The organism is Paractinoplanes atraurantiacus (assembly GCF_900215205.1).
Lineage (GTDB): Bacteria > Actinomycetota > Actinomycetes > Mycobacteriales > Micromonosporaceae > Actinoplanes > Actinoplanes atraurantiacus.
Genome location: NZ_OBDY01000029.1, coordinates 1 through 14,795, shown reverse-complemented (window position 1 = coordinate 14,795; position 14,795 = coordinate 1). Strand labels below are relative to the sequence as shown.

At 70.7% G+C, this 14,795-nt stretch carries 12 protein-coding genes; 3 read left to right on the top strand and 9 right to left on the bottom strand.

Features of this window, described 5'->3' with window-relative positions:
- Window positions 1-113: 113 nt before the first annotated feature.
- From CRP55_RS41000 to CRP55_RS40975, 5 genes are all read right to left on the bottom strand, one after another.
- A complete protein-coding gene (locus CRP55_RS41000; protein WP_097327405.1) occupies window positions 114-935 on the bottom strand; it encodes a carbohydrate ABC transporter permease in 822 nt (273 codons plus the stop codon).
- Window positions 935-1,864: a carbohydrate ABC transporter permease gene (locus CRP55_RS40995; protein ID WP_097327404.1), complete on the bottom strand. Its 930-nt coding sequence runs from the start codon at window positions 1,862-1,864 to the stop codon at window positions 935-937. Before CRP55_RS40995 ends, CRP55_RS41000 begins: the two co-directional genes overlap by 1 nt.
- The gene (locus tag CRP55_RS40990) at window positions 1,864-3,165 is read right to left on the bottom strand and encodes an ABC transporter substrate-binding protein (RefSeq protein WP_097327403.1); all 1,302 of its coding nucleotides are present in this window, start codon (window positions 3,163-3,165) and stop codon (window positions 1,864-1,866) included. The genes CRP55_RS40995 and CRP55_RS40990 overlap by 1 nt, the downstream gene beginning before the upstream one ends.
- A gap of 19 nt (window positions 3,166-3,184) precedes the next feature.
- Complete coding sequence (locus CRP55_RS40985; RefSeq protein ID WP_097327402.1) at window positions 3,185-4,054, bottom strand: SIS domain-containing protein; 870 nt, start codon at window positions 4,052-4,054, stop codon at window positions 3,185-3,187.
- Window positions 4,055-4,290: 236 nt separating this feature from the next.
- Window positions 4,291-5,583, bottom strand: coding sequence for an alpha-glucosidase/alpha-galactosidase (locus tag CRP55_RS40975; RefSeq protein WP_097327400.1), 1,293 nt, complete (start codon window positions 5,581-5,583; stop codon window positions 4,291-4,293).
- Between the two features lie 106 nt (window positions 5,584-5,689).
- On the opposite strand from CRP55_RS40975, the gene CRP55_RS40970 reads away from it, so the two are divergent.
- On the top strand, window positions 5,690-6,463 hold the full coding sequence (locus CRP55_RS40970) for a DeoR/GlpR family DNA-binding transcription regulator (protein WP_097327399.1): 774 nt from the start codon (window positions 5,690-5,692) through the stop codon (window positions 6,461-6,463).
- Window positions 6,464-6,500: 37 nt separating this feature from the next.
- Here the strand turns inward: CRP55_RS40970 and CRP55_RS40965 are convergent, their stop codons facing one another.
- From CRP55_RS40965 to CRP55_RS40955, 3 genes are all read right to left on the bottom strand, one after another.
- The gene (locus CRP55_RS40965) at window positions 6,501-7,748 is read right to left on the bottom strand and encodes an FAD-binding oxidoreductase (RefSeq protein WP_097327398.1); all 1,248 of its coding nucleotides are present in this window, start codon (window positions 7,746-7,748) and stop codon (window positions 6,501-6,503) included.
- Between the two features lie 196 nt (window positions 7,749-7,944).
- Window positions 7,945-8,502 (bottom strand): GNAT family N-acetyltransferase, encoded by a 558-nt coding sequence (locus CRP55_RS40960; protein WP_097327397.1) that lies wholly within the window; start codon window positions 8,500-8,502, stop codon window positions 7,945-7,947.
- Window positions 8,493-12,224, bottom strand: coding sequence for an ATP-binding protein (locus CRP55_RS40955; protein WP_097327396.1), 3,732 nt, complete (start codon window positions 12,222-12,224; stop codon window positions 8,493-8,495). The genes CRP55_RS40960 and CRP55_RS40955 overlap by 10 nt, the downstream gene beginning before the upstream one ends.
- Window positions 12,225-12,308: 84 nt before the next feature.
- Here CRP55_RS40955 and CRP55_RS40950 point away from each other — a divergent pair, with 84 nt between their 5' ends.
- Together CRP55_RS40950 and CRP55_RS40945 are read left to right on the top strand one after the other, a co-directional pair.
- Window positions 12,309-13,370, top strand: coding sequence for a class I SAM-dependent methyltransferase (locus tag CRP55_RS40950; protein ID WP_097327395.1), 1,062 nt, complete (start codon window positions 12,309-12,311; stop codon window positions 13,368-13,370).
- A gap of 35 nt (window positions 13,371-13,405) precedes the next feature.
- Window positions 13,406-13,831, top strand: coding sequence for a hypothetical protein (locus tag CRP55_RS40945; protein ID WP_097327394.1), 426 nt, complete (start codon window positions 13,406-13,408; stop codon window positions 13,829-13,831).
- An 80-nt stretch (window positions 13,832-13,911) separates the two neighbouring features.
- Here CRP55_RS40945 and CRP55_RS52500 read toward each other — a convergent pair whose 3' ends face one another.
- On the bottom strand, window positions 13,912-14,364 hold the full coding sequence (locus CRP55_RS52500; protein WP_143235289.1) for a hypothetical protein: 453 nt from the start codon (window positions 14,362-14,364) through the stop codon (window positions 13,912-13,914).
- Between the last annotated feature and the right edge of the window lie 431 nt (window positions 14,365-14,795).

Here is a 14,795-nt window from a genome sequence, read left to right as displayed (position 1 = left end):
TTCGGCGGCCACAAAGGCGGACTCAAGGCAACCTGGTGTTCGGCGGCCACGAAGGCGGGCGGCTGGGCGCGGGTGATCGGCCCTGGCCGGGGAGGGCCAGGGCCGTTGGGGAGTCAGCCCTTCAGGCCTGAGAAGGTCATGGTGGCTATGAATTTGCGCTGGGCTATCAGGAAAGCGACGATCAGCGGGGCCGTGGCCAGGACGTTGCCGGCCATCAGCTGGGACCACTCGGTGCGGCGCATGCCCTGGAAGTTGGCCAGGCCGACCTGCAGGGTGAAACGGTTGTCGTCGGAGATGGCCACCAGCGGCCACAGCAGGTCGTTCCAACTCGACAGCAGCGTGAAGATGGCCAGCGTGGCCAAGGCGGGGCGGGCCAAAGGCAGCACGATGCTCCAGAACGTGCGCCACGTGCCGCAGCCGTCGATCAGGGCGGCCTCTTCCAGTTCTACAGGCAGGGCCAGGAAGAACTGGCGCATCAGGAAGATGCCGAACGCCGACGCCAGCCACGGCACGAAGGCCGCGGCCAAGGTGTCGACGATGCCGATCCGGGCGAACATCAGGTACGTCGGGATCATCAGGAGTTGGATCGGGATCATCACCGTGGCCACGATGACCAGGAACGCCACGCCTCGGCCGGCGAACTTCAGGCGGGCGAAGCCGTAGCCCGCTGTCGAGCAGAGGATCAGGTGCCCGATGACGGAAACGACAGAAACGAGCACGCTGTTGAACAGCCAGCGCAGGGCCGGCGTCTCGGTGAGCAGGGCGCGATAGCCCGACAGGTGCAGGCTGGTCGGCAGCAGCTGAGGCGGGAACTGGTTGATTTCCGCCGAGGACATGAACGACGTGAGCACCATCTGCACGAGCGGCAGGACGAAAAGCAGTGCGAGCGGCATGAGCAGCAGGTGCCACGGGCTGAACGGAAGACGCCACCGCATCAGAAGACCTCCGACCCGCGCCGGCGGCCGTACCAGATGACGAGCAGGGTGAGCAGGAACGTCACCGCGAAAAGCAGGTATGCGGCGGCTGCCCCGTACCCCAGTCTTTGGGTTTGAAAGGCCAGTTCGTAGATGTAATAGACGACCGTCTGGGTGCTGTTGAGCGGGCCGCCGCGCGTTGTCGTGTAGATGAGGTCGAACAGTTGCATCGCGGTGATGGTCTGCCAGACCGCCGTGAAGACGGTGACCGGCCGCAGTTCCGGCAGCGTGATGTGGCGGAACACCCGCCATTTGCCGGCGCCGTCCATCCGGGCCGCCTCGACGAGGTCGCGGGGAATGTCCTGCAGCGCCGCCAGATAGATGACCGTGGTGAATCCGACCTCGCCCCAGAGCGCGATCAGGCAGATGACGTAGAGGGCCTGCGACGGGCTCTCCAGGAACTGCTGGGCCGGGATTCCCAGGTGGCGCAGGACGTCGTTGGCCGCGCCGAACTGCGGGTTGAAGACGAATCCGGCCAGGATTCCGGTGGCGGCGGCCGACGCCACGTACGGGACGAAGATGCACGTCCGGTAGAAGCCGATCAGCCGGATCTTCTGGTTGAGCGCGACCGCCAGGAGAATGCCGAGGAAAATCGAGGCCGGCACGAAAAGCGCCGTGAGCAGCAGCGTGTGCCGGGCCGCCGCGAGCATGTCCGGATCTGTGGCCAGTCTCTGATAGTTTGCCCAGCCGACCTGGGTGGCCGGGGCGATGCCGTTCCATTTGGCGCGGGAGATGAAGAACGCCCACACCGCCGGGAAGAGGGAGAGGCCGGCCACGAGCGCGGTCGCCGGCCCGGCAAAAGCCCATCCGGTCAGATTGCGCCGCGCGGAACGGCGGCGGCGCGCCGGCTGGGCGAACGCGCGCGAGGAGGCCGCAAAGGTGACCGCCATCAGTTCTCCACGGCGTCGGCGGACTTCTTGGCGGCGGCGTCCAGAGCATCCTTGGCCGACGACTTGCCCTGCAGCACCGAGGCGATCGCGTCACCGACGTTGCGCGACAGCACCTCGTAGCCGGGCACGGTCGGGCGCGCCTGCTTGGCGTTCGCCAGATTGTCGAAGAACTTCTGGCCGCCCGGGTACTCCTTCACGTACGCCGCGAATTCGGGCGAGTCCTTCTCCGAGGTACGTAGGGGCAGGTTGCCGACCGCAAGGTTCCATTTGGCGTCGATCTCGGCGCTGGTCAGCCATTTGATGAAATCGCGCGAGGCGCCGGCCCGGTTGACGTCGTCGTGGTTGAAAAGCACCCACAGGTCGGGCCCGGAGACGGTCTGGTGGTCGCCGTTCACACCGGGCATATTCGCTACGCCGCACGAAAGCTTCGCCTCTTTGATCTCCAGAAGGGCCCACGGCCCGGAAATGATCATGCCGATGCGCCCGCTGTTGAAAAGAGGGTGGTACTTCTCGTCGGTCTGATCGAGATACATCGACTTGTCGTCGACCGCCATCGCGCGCAGCGTGTCGAGCGCCTTCACCCCGGCGTCGGAATTGAACGCGGGCTTGGTCCCGTCGAGGATCTGGCCGCCGTTCTGCCACAGCAGCGGCCACAGATGCCAGGTCGTGTCCTCGCTGCCCGACACCGAATACGCGGTGCCGTAAGTGTTCGTCGCCGGATCGGTCAGCTTCGCCGCCGCCGCGCGGAAGTCGTCCCACGTCCAGTCGTCGGTGGGATAGGCGACGCCGGCCTTGTCGAAGATGGCCTTGTTGTAGAGCAGCGCCAAATTGTCGACGAGCGCCGGAACGCCGATGACTTTGCCGTCGGCGGTGGCCACGGTGCGGGCGGCGGCCGGCATCTCCTCCCATTTGAAGGACGGGTCGGCCACGTACGAGGTGAGGTCCTGTGTCTTGCCGCTCGCGCCGAGGTCGCCGGCCCAGTTCCCGTACGCGTAGGAGATGTCGGGGTAGCTGCCGCCGGTGAAACCGGCGGACAGTTTCGTGAGCAGATCGTCGGTCGTCGGCGCGCCCGGCGAGGTCTTTATCGTGACGTTCGGGTGCAGTTTGTGGTACTCGGCCGCGAGCGATTCGGCGACCTTTTCCGCGTCCTCGGTCTGACCGGTCCACCAGGTCAGTTCGACCGTCGCCTGCGGGTCATAACCCGCGGCGGCGTCCTTTCCGTTGTCCTGGGTGCCGCCCATGCAGGCGGAAAGAAGCAAAGCGGTCGTCACACCGCCGGCGAGCAGTCGGGGGGTTCGCATCTCGGGGGCACCTCCGTGGTCATGTGAGCACGACGGAACGAGTGAGCAGTCGAGGAGCGTCAGGGTCGAGGCCGCGGTGGGCGGCCAGGGCGAGGGCGAAACGCTGGGCGAGGACCAGCTGGGCAAGCGGGTCACGTTGGTCGCGATACGCGGTGGCGCCCGCGGCACGGGCGACATCGTCGAGCTCGGCCGGCACGTCGCCGAACGACCAGACGAGGCTGCGCGGCCCGGCCACGGCGACCGGTCCGTGCCGGAAGTCCCGGGCCGGATAGGACTCCGAGTACGCCTGGGCGGCCTCGCGCACTTTCAATGCGGCTTCGTGAGCGATTCCGACCGTCCACCCGGTGCCGAGGAAGACCAGGTGATCGATCGCGGCCGGGTCGGCGGGCAGGGCGGCGGCCAGGGCGTCACGGCCGTCGGTGACGACCGGTTCCAGATCCATGCCGTACGCACTGCGCGCGAGCGCGAGCACACTGGTCGGGAACCGGGTCTGCACGACACTGCGCTCGTCGGCGAAATCGAGCAGCAGCTGGGCGTCGGTCAGGTCGTCGACCGGCTCGCCCCGGACCGCGGTGACCGCGACCCGGCGCGTGCCGGCGGGTACGTTCCCGAGCGCTTCGAGCACTTCGGTCGACGTGCCCGAGCGGGTCACCGCCACCACGCGGTCGTAGTGGCGGCGAGGAACGTATTCGGAGGCGCAGACGGCGTCGGTCTCGCCGAGTCCGGCGCTCTCGCGCAGCTCGGCGATGCTCTGTGCGACGAACCAGGAGGTGCCGCAGCCGAGGATGAGCATGCGCTCGCCCGGTGCGGCGAGCTCGTGCCCGTCCAGTGAAGCGGCTTTCTCCCACACCACCGGCTGGCTGGAGATCTCGGCGGACGTGTCATTCATGCTCGCTGATTATGCTCGTTTACGTTCGTTTAACAAGATGCGCGCACCAAACGAGCATTGCATGATGAGCGTTTCGGCGAAGGGCGAAGGGCGAAGGGCGAAGGGCGAAGGGCGAAGGGCGAAGGGCGAAGGGCGAAGGGCGAAGGGCGAAGGGCGAAGGGCGAAGGGCGAGGGGCGAAGGGTGAGGGCGGAGGGCGGACGGTGGGCGCGGCTCAGGAGGCGGTGCGATGCCCGGGTCAGCGCAATGGTGCGGGGATCAGGGCGCCGTGGGCTGCGGTCAGCTCGTCGCAGAGGGACCAGATCTGGTCGACGGTGAGGGTGGCGGCCGTGTTCGGGTCGAGCATCGCGGCCTGGCGCACCATGCGCGGATCGCCGTCGAGCATCGCGCGAACGGTCAGCTCGCCGACGCTGACGAAGGCGCGGTTGAGCGCCGCGCACTGCGGCGGCAGGGCGCCCACCCGCTCGGGACGCACGCCGAGACGGTCCACCACGCAGGGCACCTCGACCGCGTAACCCTCGGGCAGATTGCTGATCAGGCCGCGGTTGGCGACGTTGGCGTGGATGCGGCGGCGCTCGCCGGTGACGATGCTGTGGATGACCTGCGGCGCGTATTCGGTGGCCTCGCGGGTCAGGTCGAGCGGCTTGCCGGCCCGCAGGTCGTCGCGCGTGCGGTGATACTCCGCCACGTTGTCCGCGCTGATCCGCAGGTAGTCGCCGACCGGGACGCGCAGGCGGGTGATCTCGTCGTCGTGGTGGAGGTACCAGGGGACGTACTCGGAAGAATGCTCGCTCGTCTCCGTCGGGAAGTAGCCGAGCCGCCGGTACATGTCCATTCGCACACGCCGGCGCAGCGAAGCGTCCCGTTCCAGCCGCGCGTCCAGCCGTGGATAGAGCGACTCGCCCCGATGCTCGAAGCGCAGCAGCCAGGCCTGGTGGTTGACCCCGGCGCCGGTGTAGTCGATCTCGTCGAGTGGCACCTCCAGCAGCTCGGCCAGGTCGTGGACCGTCCAGAAGACCGAGTGGCACAGGCCGGCCACCTTCAGGTCGGGCGCGATCGCGGCCAGATAGGACACGTTCATCGCCATCGGGTTCGTGTAGTTCAGCAGCCACGCCCGCGGGCACAGCTCGCGCATGTCGGCCGCGATCGCCTCGAGCACGGGGAAGGTGCGCAGCGCGCGGAAGATGCCACCGATGCCCAGCGTGTCGGCGATGGTCTGCCTGAGGCCGTACTTCGCCGGGATCTCGAAGTCACGGACCGTCGCCTCGTACATGCCGACCTGAATGGCGTTGATGACGAAATCGGCGTCGCGCAGGGCCTCCCGGCGGTCGAGCGACGCCGTGATCACCGGCTGGGCGCCGAGCTGATCGGCGGTGCGCCGCGCGATGAGCGAGGCGGTCTCGAGGCGTTCCGGGTCGATGTCGTGCAGGGCCAGCGTGACCCCGCGCAGCTCGTCGAAGGAGAGGATGTCGGCCAGCAGCTCGCGGGTGAAGACCACGCTGCCGGCCCCGAGAAAAGCAATCACCGTCATGCGCGGATTGTTGGCCTTCGCGCACAGACGCACAAGGCAGGGTGGCCATTCGCTTAGAAACGAACTAAGTTGACTGCGCGTTTCGCTCAGTCTGGAGGTTCGTCCCTTGTCTTCGCTACGCCGTGCCGATCGGGTCACGACGATCCTGGAGCGCCTGGCCGCCATCGGCTCGGTCGACGCCGGCGACCTCGCCCACGAGTTCGGTGTCTCCGCCGCCACGATACGCCGCGACCTGCAGACCCTCGAGGATCAGCGGCTGCTGTCGCGCACCCACGGCGGCGCCGTCGCCGTGGACGTGGCCTACGAGTTGCCGGTGCGCTACCGGGCCGGACAGCAGCGCGACGAGAAGAGGGTGATCGCGGAGAGGGCCTCCCGCATGCTTCCCGGCGGCCCGCTGACCCTCGGGCTGACCGGCGGCACCACCACCTATCAGCTCGCCCGCATCCTCGCCTCGCGGGTCGACCTCACGGTGATCACGAACGCGGTGAACATCGCCGCCGAGCTGGCCCTGCGGCCCCGCCTCAAGCTGATCATGACGGGTGGCGTCTCGCGGACCCAGTCGTACGAGCTGGTCGGCCCGATCGCCGACCAGGCGCTCCAGGGCCTCAACATCGAGATCGCCGTCGTGGGTGTCGACGGCATCAGCGCCCGCGGCGGCCTCACCACACACGACGAGATCGAGGCGAACACCGACGCCGCCATGATCCGCCGGGCCGACCGCGTGATCGTCGTCGCCGACGGCTCCAAGGTGGGCAGGGTCTGCCTGGCCCGGATCTGGCCGGTCGACGACTCGATCACCCTGGTCACCGACAAGAGCGCCGATCCGGCCGGCCTGGAGGCCGTCCGCCGGACCGGCGCCCAGGTGATCATGGCCAACTAAACGACCGGCGGACCGGCGCCCCCGTTGTCATGGCTAACTAAACGACCGGATAGTTGGCGCGCAGGACGTTGCGGGGGTCGTGACGCCGCTTCACCGCGCGCAGCCGGTCGAGCGTGCCCGGGTCGAAGGCGTCGGCGACTGTGTCCGACGGCGACAACGCGAAGTACGGCTTGCGGTGGCTCACCGACTTGCCCAGCCGCGCGGTGAGCTCGTCGAGCCCGGCGTAAGTGGCCTTCCCGGGCGCGCCGAGCGCGTAGACGTAGTACGGCTCGGTCAGCGGGCCGAACGGAGTGGCCGACGGACCGGCCAGCGCACCGCCCAGGTGGCGCAGCTGCACGCCGAAGACCGGCTCGAGCGGCTGGCCGAGCAGCGCTTCCTCCACGTCGTCCAAACCGTTCAGCAACAGGCTGCGCGAGGCCGCGGCACTCGGATCGACCGGATCCGCGGTGATCTGTCCCAGCTCGGCCGGGGTCAGGACGCGGCGACTGTCACTGACCGGATTTTCGAACGGCCGCAGCAACTCCACGGCGGAAGCGGCCGGCCCCAGATACGTCACGTCGACCGTGACGAGCGGGTCCATGCCGGGGAAGTTCAGCACCCCGAGCCAGAGCGTCAGGGCTTCCGGCGCGGCGGCGGTGATTTCGGCGTACGTCAAGAAGATCTGCCGTGCCTTCGACAGTGGCCAGATCATCCGGCCGCCGTAGAGCTCCGGCGCCGGATGCAGCCCGAACTCGATCGCCGTGACGATCGCGTAGTCGCCGCCCCCGCCGCGCAACGCCCAGAACAGGTCACCGTCGGTCACGCGCGAACGCTCACCGTCCGCGGTGACCACCTCGAACGCGGTGACGCTGTCGGCGGCCCAGCCGAACGCCCGGCCGAACCAGCTCAGCCCGCCGCCGAGCGTGTAGCCGGTGGCGCTCACGATCGGCGAGCTGCCGGCGAGACCGGTCAGCCCGTGCGCGGCCGCCGCCTCCTGCACCGCTCCCCAGCGAACCCCCGCGCCCGCCCTCGCCGTCGCGGCGACCGGATCGATCCGTACCTCGTTCAGACGGTCGAGCCGCAGCAGGACCGCCCCGCCGGCGTTGCCCGAGGCGCCGTGCCCACCGGCCTGCGTGGCGATCTGAAGCCCGTTCTCGTTCGCATGGCGCACGAGCGCGGCCACATCGTCGATGTCGGCCGCCTCCACGACCGCGGTCACGTCCTGCCCGACCAGGTTCCACGGCCGGTGAACGGTGTCGAAGCCCTCGTCGCCGGGCCTCAGCACCCGGCCCCTCACGAAATCCATGTGTCCACACTCGGCCCGGGGCGCGCCCCGATCAACGCGTTTTCCACGCTGATAGGTTCCGCCCATGGCCGAGGTGGATTCACTTTCTTCATCCGCCCCGCGAGAACCTCGCCGCCACCATGACCGCCGAGGAACAGGCCGTCTGGTCCACCCGACGAAGCCGCCGCCCAGTGGTGGGAGCGGGACGCCACCGACTTCACCGCCATCGTCCGTCGTCGACGCCGGCCTGCCACTCGCGGTCGAGCAGGGCGTAGATGGCCAGGTCGCCCCACTCGCCCTTGAAGCGGGACTCCTCGACCAGGTGTGCCTCCTGGCGCATGCCGAGGCGGCGGCAGACGCGGGCCGAGGCCTCGTTGCGCGGGTCGAGCTGGGCCCAGATGCGGTGCAGGCCCAGCTCGCCGAAGCCGAGGCGGACCAGCGCGCGGGCGGCCTCGGTGGCGTAACCCTTGCCCTGATGGCCGGGGTGGAAGACCCAGCCGAGCTCGCCCTGCTGATCCTCGAGGCGGCCCGCGCGCAGCCGTACGTCGCCGATGACGTGACCGTCGACCTCGACACCGAGCAGGATGCGGTCGCCCTGCTTCTCGATGCGCGTGGCGTTCATCCGCTCGGCGATGAACGGCTTCACCTCCTCCGGCGCCATGGGCTCGCTCTCCAGGTAGCGGGAGACGTCGGGCCGGCCCCGGTAGGCCAGCACGTCGGCCTCGTCGCCGGGGCTCAGGGGCCGCAACAGCAGGCGTTCGGTCGTCAGTCGCACGGTGGCGAGCCTACGGACGGCCCGTCCGGCCGCGCCACGGAGTTTGCCGCGGCGCGGGTGCGGCCGGCCTGGAGCGGCAGGGACATGCGGTCGAAGACGGCGGCGGCCCGGGTCAGCAGGGTGGCCGCGGTGGCGTGGTCGCCGGCGGCGGCCAAGGCTCGCGCCTCGGCGCGGTCGCAGTGCGGGGTGATCGAAGCGAAGTAGCCGGCGGCCGACCGGGCGGTGGGAAGGAACTCGCGCAGCGCCTGATGGTCGGCCAGCGCCTCGTACGACTCGACCAGAGCCAGGGCCTCGTGCGGAATCTCCTCGGGGCCGGGGCGGCGCTGCCGGGCGACGAGCTGGAGCGCCAGGTCGCGGGCGGCTTCCGGATCGCCGAGCTCGATCAGCAGGCGGGCCCGGGCCGCCTCGGGGTTGCCGGGCTGGGCCAGGTCGGTGGTGACGGTGGCGGCCACCGTCCGGGCTTGTTCCGGCTCGCCGCGGCGGGCCAGCGACAGGGCGGCCACCAGCGGGCCCGAGCGGATGTACGGGCAGCTCATCTCGGCCTCGGGACCCTGGCGCAAGGCCAGATGCTGCTCGAGGTAGGGGTCGATCTCGTCCCAGCGGCCCAGATGTTCGAGGCAGGTCATCACCACGGCGGTGCCGTGCAGGCGGTCGTGCGGGGACAGGTCGCGGGCGCCGTCGTACGCGAGGAGCGCGTGCTCCAGGGCGGTCACGTGGTCGCCGCGGACGTCGGTGATGAGCAGACAGGCGATGAGGTGGGCCAGGGCGCGGTCCCGATCGCTGCCGTCGTTCTCGACCTGTTCCAGCACGTCCAGGACGGCGTCGGAGTAGAGACCCTCCTGGAAGTGGACGGCGGCCAGGCCGAGCAGGGACACGCCGCGCAGCGCGGGGGAGCCGAGCCGGCCGGCCAGCGCGCACGCCGCGTCGGCGGCCTGGCGGCGGCGCGCGACGGGCAGCGGATCGGGGCGGCCGGTCCACGACCACCGGGAGCCGCACAGCGCGCGCAGCGACAGCAGCCGCGCCTTCGTCGACGGATCGCTGACCGCGGCCAGCCCCTCGTCGATGACGCGGTCGCCCAGGGCCGGGTCGGCGGGCACGCGGAAGCCGCCCCAGCGGGTCACCACCATCTGCGCGGTCTTCAGGCAGAGCGCGGCCCGGCGGTCGCCGTGGGTGAGCGCGATCGCCTCCCGCCAGGCCGAGACGGCGTCGTCGCCGACGTAGGCGGTCTCGTGGTCGTCGCCGATCGCCTCCAGGGCCTCGGCCGGGTCCGCCGCGTACCGCAGCGCCCGCCGGTGCAACTCGAGCGCCTTGGCCACGGCGTACCGGCGCCGCGCCCCGACGCCGGCGGCGATGAGGGAGCGGAACGCTTTCGCCCGTACCCAATCGTCGTTCTTCGCATTGTCGGCGGCCGCGGCGTAGTGGAAGGCGACGAGCTCGATGACCTCGTCGACCCGTTCGCGGGAGACCTCCTCGAGCCAGGCCGCCACGTCGGCGTGCCCGGAGGCGCGCTGGGCGGTGGGCAGGGCGGCGTAGGCGACGTCGCGCAGGAGGGCGTGCTTGAAGGCGTACTCCTCCCGCCCGGGACCGGTCCGGGCCAGCACCAGGCCGCGTGCCTCGAGGGAGGCCAGCGCCTCAGGGTCGTGGCGGTCGCGCAGCGGCTCGGTCCAGAAGACCCGGCCGATGACGGAGGCCGCCCGCAGGAGGCGCTTCTCGGCCGGCGGCAGCCCGTCGACCCGCGCCGACAGCAGGGCGTGCAGGGTGTCGGGCAGGGCCGCGCCGGAGCCGCCCTCGGCCACGTGGGCGGCGAGCTGCCCGAGGAAGTACGGGTTCCCCTCGGCGCGGGCGAGGATCTCGTCGCGGCGCGCCGGATCGTGCGGCAGGCGGGTGACGAGCTCGTGGGCGGCCTCGTCGGTGAGCGCGTTGAGCGACACGACGGAGGCGCCGGACTCACGTTCGAGCGACTCCGGTCTCGCGGTGGTGAGCAGGACGACCGGTCCGGCCGAGCGTGTGAGCAGCCGGGTCAGCATGGCCAGCATCGGCGCCCCGGCCCAGTGCAGGTCCTCGATGACCAGCAGGAGCGGCCCGCGGGTGGCGAGCGCGCTGACGAACCGCGGCCAGGCGCGGCCGAGCTCGTCGGCGACAGTTCGCGGATCGGCGGCGTCGAGCGGGTTGCCGGGCAGGCGGATGGCGGCCCCGGCGGCCAGGGCGTGAACGGTCGACGGATCCCATTGCCGTACCGCGGCGCGGAGCCTCTCGGCGGCCACCGGGCCGGGCGTGCTGAGCGGTATGCCGCAGGCGTCGCGCAGGATCTCGCCGAGCGGCCAGTACGTGATGCCGTCACCGGCGGCGAGGCACCGCCCGCGCAGCACCCGCATGCCGGGCCGGGTCGCCACAGCCTCCAGCACGACCTCGCGGACCAGGCGGCTCTTGCCGATGCCGGCGGCGCCGGCCACCGTGATCAGGCGCGGGCGCCGGCTGGTCACCGCCTCGTCGATCAGCCCGAGAACCGCGCGCAGCTCGGCGGCCCGGCCGACCATCGGCGGCTCGCCGGTGGGCGGCTGCTCGGCCGCCCACGACGCCGCCAGCAGGCGGCTGCCGCCGAAACGGAAGGAGCCACGCTGGGCGGCCCGCCGGGTGCGCCCGGTGGCGTGCAGCGTGCGCGGGGCAGCGGCCTCCCGCAGCCGTGCCGCCCCGTCGAGGACGGCGCCGCCGATGTCGTCGAGGGCCCCTTCCACCACCGCGACCTCGCCGGTGGCGGCGCCGATCCTCAGCGGCGCGGCCGAACGCTGCAACATCTCGAAGCCGGCCCACAGCGCCCGCGAGGCGTGGTCCTCGCGCGCCGCCGGATAGCCGAAGACGGCGAGGATCCCGCCGCCGACCCGGGGCCGGACCGTGCCGCCCCACCGCTCGGCGATCTCACCGAGCAGGCCGGTCGACGCCGCCGCGTCCCGGCGGGCGCGCTCGGGGTCGTCGTCGGCCTCACCCCGCAGGTCGGCGTCGAGCACGGTGACCAGCTTGCGCTCCTCGGCCTCGGCGAGCACGGCCGGTGCCGGCCCGGTGAGCAGCGCGCGGTGGGCGCGCCGCAACGCGTCGCCCGGGCCGACGCCGAGCTCCTCGCGCAGCAGCGACTCGATCCGCGCGTACCAGCGCAGCGCGCGATGCCGCTCCTCCAGGGCGAGGAGCCGCTCGTACGCCTCCTCGCGCAGCGGATCGATGTCGACGAGCTGCTCCAGCGCCGCCACCGCGCCGCGCCGGTCGCCGCGGGCCCGCAGACCGTCGGCCCAGGACAGCAGGAGCGGGGCCACGACGTCGCGCATCTGATCGCGGCGGGTGGACGCCCAGGCGTCGAACCTGTTCTCGGGCAGCAGCTCACCGGCGTACAACCCAAGCGCTTTTTGAATGTCGCCCTGCCGGGCCGCCTCCTCGAAGGCGTCGACGTCGACCCAGAGCGGCGAGCCGTGCAGGCTGAGCATGTCGCCGCGCAGGAGCAGATGGTCGCCGCCCAGCGCCCGGCGGGCGAAATGCAGCGCCTTGTTGAGACGCGACGGCACCGAGGGCCACAGCACGTCGACCGCCCGTTCGCGGTGGAGCCGATGGCCGGGCGTGACCGCCAGGAGCTTGACCAGAGACAGCGCGGCGCTGCGGTGCCACTGGACGACAGGCTCACCGCCGGCCTCCGCGTGGAAGCCGCCGAACAGCCGGATGCGCAGCTCGCCGGGCATGCCGGTGATTGTGCGCGCCCGGCGCCACCCGTGCGGACGGGAAGCGGACACGAAACGGAAATCGGCCCGAATAGCTTGCCCGGCATGACGACTACGACATTGAACGAGCAGCGACTGATGGACTTCGTCTTCAAGGCGGTCGGCGACTTCGGCGCGATGCTGAACGGGTCGCTCGCCGTGATCGGCGACAAGCTGGGCCTCTACAAGGCCATGGCCGACGGGAAACCGGTGACGGCGGCGGAACTGGCCGCCCGTACGGGAACCGCCGAGCGTTACATCCGCGAGTGGCTGTCGGCCCAGGCGGCGGCCGGCTACGTCGAGCTGTCCGGCGACGACCGCTTCGTGCTTCCGGCCGAGCAGGCCGTGGCGCTGACCGACGAGAACAGCCCGGCCTGCGTGATCGGCGGCTTCGAGCTGATGCTGGCCGCGGTCCGCTCCACCGACCGGCTCGCCGGCGCTTTCCGCAGCGGCGAGGGTGTCGGCTGGCACGAGCATCATGAGGACCTGTTCGAGGGCTGCGAGCGGTTCTTCCGCCCCGGCTACAACGCCTATCTGGCCGGCTCGTGGATCCCGGCCATGGACGGCGTCGAGGCCACGCTGAAGGCCGGCGGCCGGGTGGCCGACATCGGCTGCGGGCTCGGCGCCTCGACGATCATCATGGCCGCCGCCTATCCGCGATCGACGTTCGTCGGCACCGACTATCACGCGGGCTCCGTCGAAACGGCCCGGCAGCGGGCGGCCGAGGCGGGCGTGGCCAACCGGACCCGCTTCGAAACGGGCCCGGCCAAGGACCTGGAGGGCAGCTACGACCTGATCTGCCTGTTCGACTGCCTGCACGACATGGGCGACCCGGCCGGCGTCCTCACCCATCTGCGCTCACGGCTCGCGCACGGCGGTTCCCTGCTCATCGTCGAGCCGTTCGCGGGCGACTCCGTGCGCGACAACCTCAACCCGGTCGGCGCGGTCTACTACGGAGCTTCGACCTTCTTGTGTACGCCCAACTCACTGTCCCAGGAAGTCGGGACCGCCCTGGGGGCGCAGGCGGGCGAGCGCCGCCTGCGCGAGGTGGCCACCGGGGCCGGCTTCTCCCAGTTCCGCCGCGTCGCCGAGACCCCCTTCAACCTGGTGTTCCAGGCGACACCCTGACCTGACTAGCATGAGCCTTCTTTCGGGGAGGACAGATGGCCGAGCGCTGGGAGCTGGTGCCCCACCGGGGGCTCCGGTCGGGTGACGTCGAGGTGCTGCTCAGGACGGGCCGCGACGAGCTGCGGGCCGCACTGGCCGGCCGCTTCGGGGCGCCGGACGAGAACCGGCCCTACGAGGACCAGTTCAGCAACGAGGAGACGACTCTCTTCCTGAGGTACGACGGCGGGCTGCTCACCTCGATCCTGTTCATCGCCGGGTCACTGCAGTTCGAGGGGATCGAGCTGTACGACACGACGTTCGGCGCCCTGGAGCCGGCGCTCACGGCCAGGGGCCTCGAGCTGAAGGACCCGGTCGAGTTCACCGACGGCACGGACGTGCCCGGCCTGGGCGTCAACATCGCCACCCGCGAGGACGTCGGCAGCGACGGCGACGAGATCGAGTGGGTCGCGCTCTGGGCGTGAAGCCCAGCGCGCGGCCCACGCACCACGCGCGGAAAGCATTTGACTAGGTAGGCGTTTACCGGATTCGCCTACGTCGAGCTTTATAGTGGAATCGCAAAAGGCGGCGAGATTCCACATTCGCGATTCCGATGCTGGGTGGCGCGACCGCCGCGTATGGCCAAGAATGACGGCGGGACTGGATATCCACATCGCAAAGCGGATCCGGTCCGCGTGGTGATCTCCGCCGAGGCTGCCACCTCGGCCCGCACCTTCGTCTCGGCCCGCGCTGTCGTCTCGGGCTGGGTTGTCGTCTCGGGCTGCGCTGTCGTCTCGGGCTGCGCTGTTGCCTTCACGCGCGCCAGCGTTTCGGCTCGCGGTACCGCTTCGTTCGCGGCCGGCTCGTCCGCGCGGCCGACGGGAATGACTGGCGGCACGTCGCCCGGCTGACCAGCGGATACCGTCTGATCGACGGGGCGGCCCGGAGCTGGGCGCCGCACCCACTCGATGTCGTCGTCCCAGATCAGCGGCGGTATCCGCTCGAACGGATCATGCAAGCCCAGCTCCCCGCACCTCCGCGAGCAGCCATGCAACCGGCACAACTTCAACGCGTGACGCCGTTTGAGCCCAATGGCGCTTCTTTAAGGTGTTTGGGCTGGTAGGGGTTTCACCCGGTGGAGGGTGATGGTGTGTTCGACGTGGCGGGCTGGGGGTCGGTCGCCGCGGGAGGGGTAGCGGCGGCTGTAGCGCTTGGTGGCGCGGGGGCTTGATCTGCCGGGTCGGTCGTGGACGCGGCGGCCGAGTTCGTGCCAGGCGTGTTCACGGGCTTGTTGCAGGTGGTGAGGGGGGAAAATCCGCCGTTATCCGGGACACGGAGCGGCGGGCGGTGTTGCGGGCGCGCAGGAAGCTGATCCGGTCGGGGTCGACGCGGTGGTGTCGGGCGGCGTCGGTGACCAGGTCGGCGAGGGCTTGATAGAGACAGAGCAGG

Excerpts from the sequence above, each read along its gene's own strand:
- CRP55_RS40965 (WP_097327398.1), bottom strand. The coding sequence starts at position 7,748 with ATGGATTTCGTGAGGGGCCGGGTGCTGAGGCCCGGCGACGAGGGCTTC.
- CRP55_RS40995 (WP_097327404.1), bottom strand. The coding sequence starts at position 1,864 with ATGGCGGTCACCTTTGCGGCCTCCTCGCGCGCGTTCGCCCAGCCGGCG.
- CRP55_RS40945 (WP_097327394.1), top strand. The coding sequence starts at position 13,406 with ATGGCCGAGCGCTGGGAGCTGGTGCCCCACCGGGGGCTCCGGTCGGGT.
- CRP55_RS41000 (WP_097327405.1), bottom strand. The coding sequence starts at position 935 with ATGCGGTGGCGTCTTCCGTTCAGCCCGTGGCACCTGCTGCTCATGCCG.
- CRP55_RS40985 (WP_097327402.1), bottom strand. The coding sequence starts at position 4,054 with ATGAATGACACGTCCGCCGAGATCTCCAGCCAGCCGGTGGTGTGGGAG.
- CRP55_RS40950 (WP_097327395.1), top strand. The coding sequence starts at position 12,309 with ATGACGACTACGACATTGAACGAGCAGCGACTGATGGACTTCGTCTTC.
- CRP55_RS40990 (WP_097327403.1), bottom strand. The coding sequence starts at position 3,165 with ATGCGAACCCCCCGACTGCTCGCCGGCGGTGTGACGACCGCTTTGCTT.
- CRP55_RS40955 (WP_097327396.1), bottom strand. The coding sequence starts at position 12,224 with ATGCCCGGCGAGCTGCGCATCCGGCTGTTCGGCGGCTTCCACGCGGAG.
- CRP55_RS40975 (WP_097327400.1), bottom strand. The coding sequence starts at position 5,583 with ATGACGGTGATTGCTTTTCTCGGGGCCGGCAGCGTGGTCTTCACCCGC.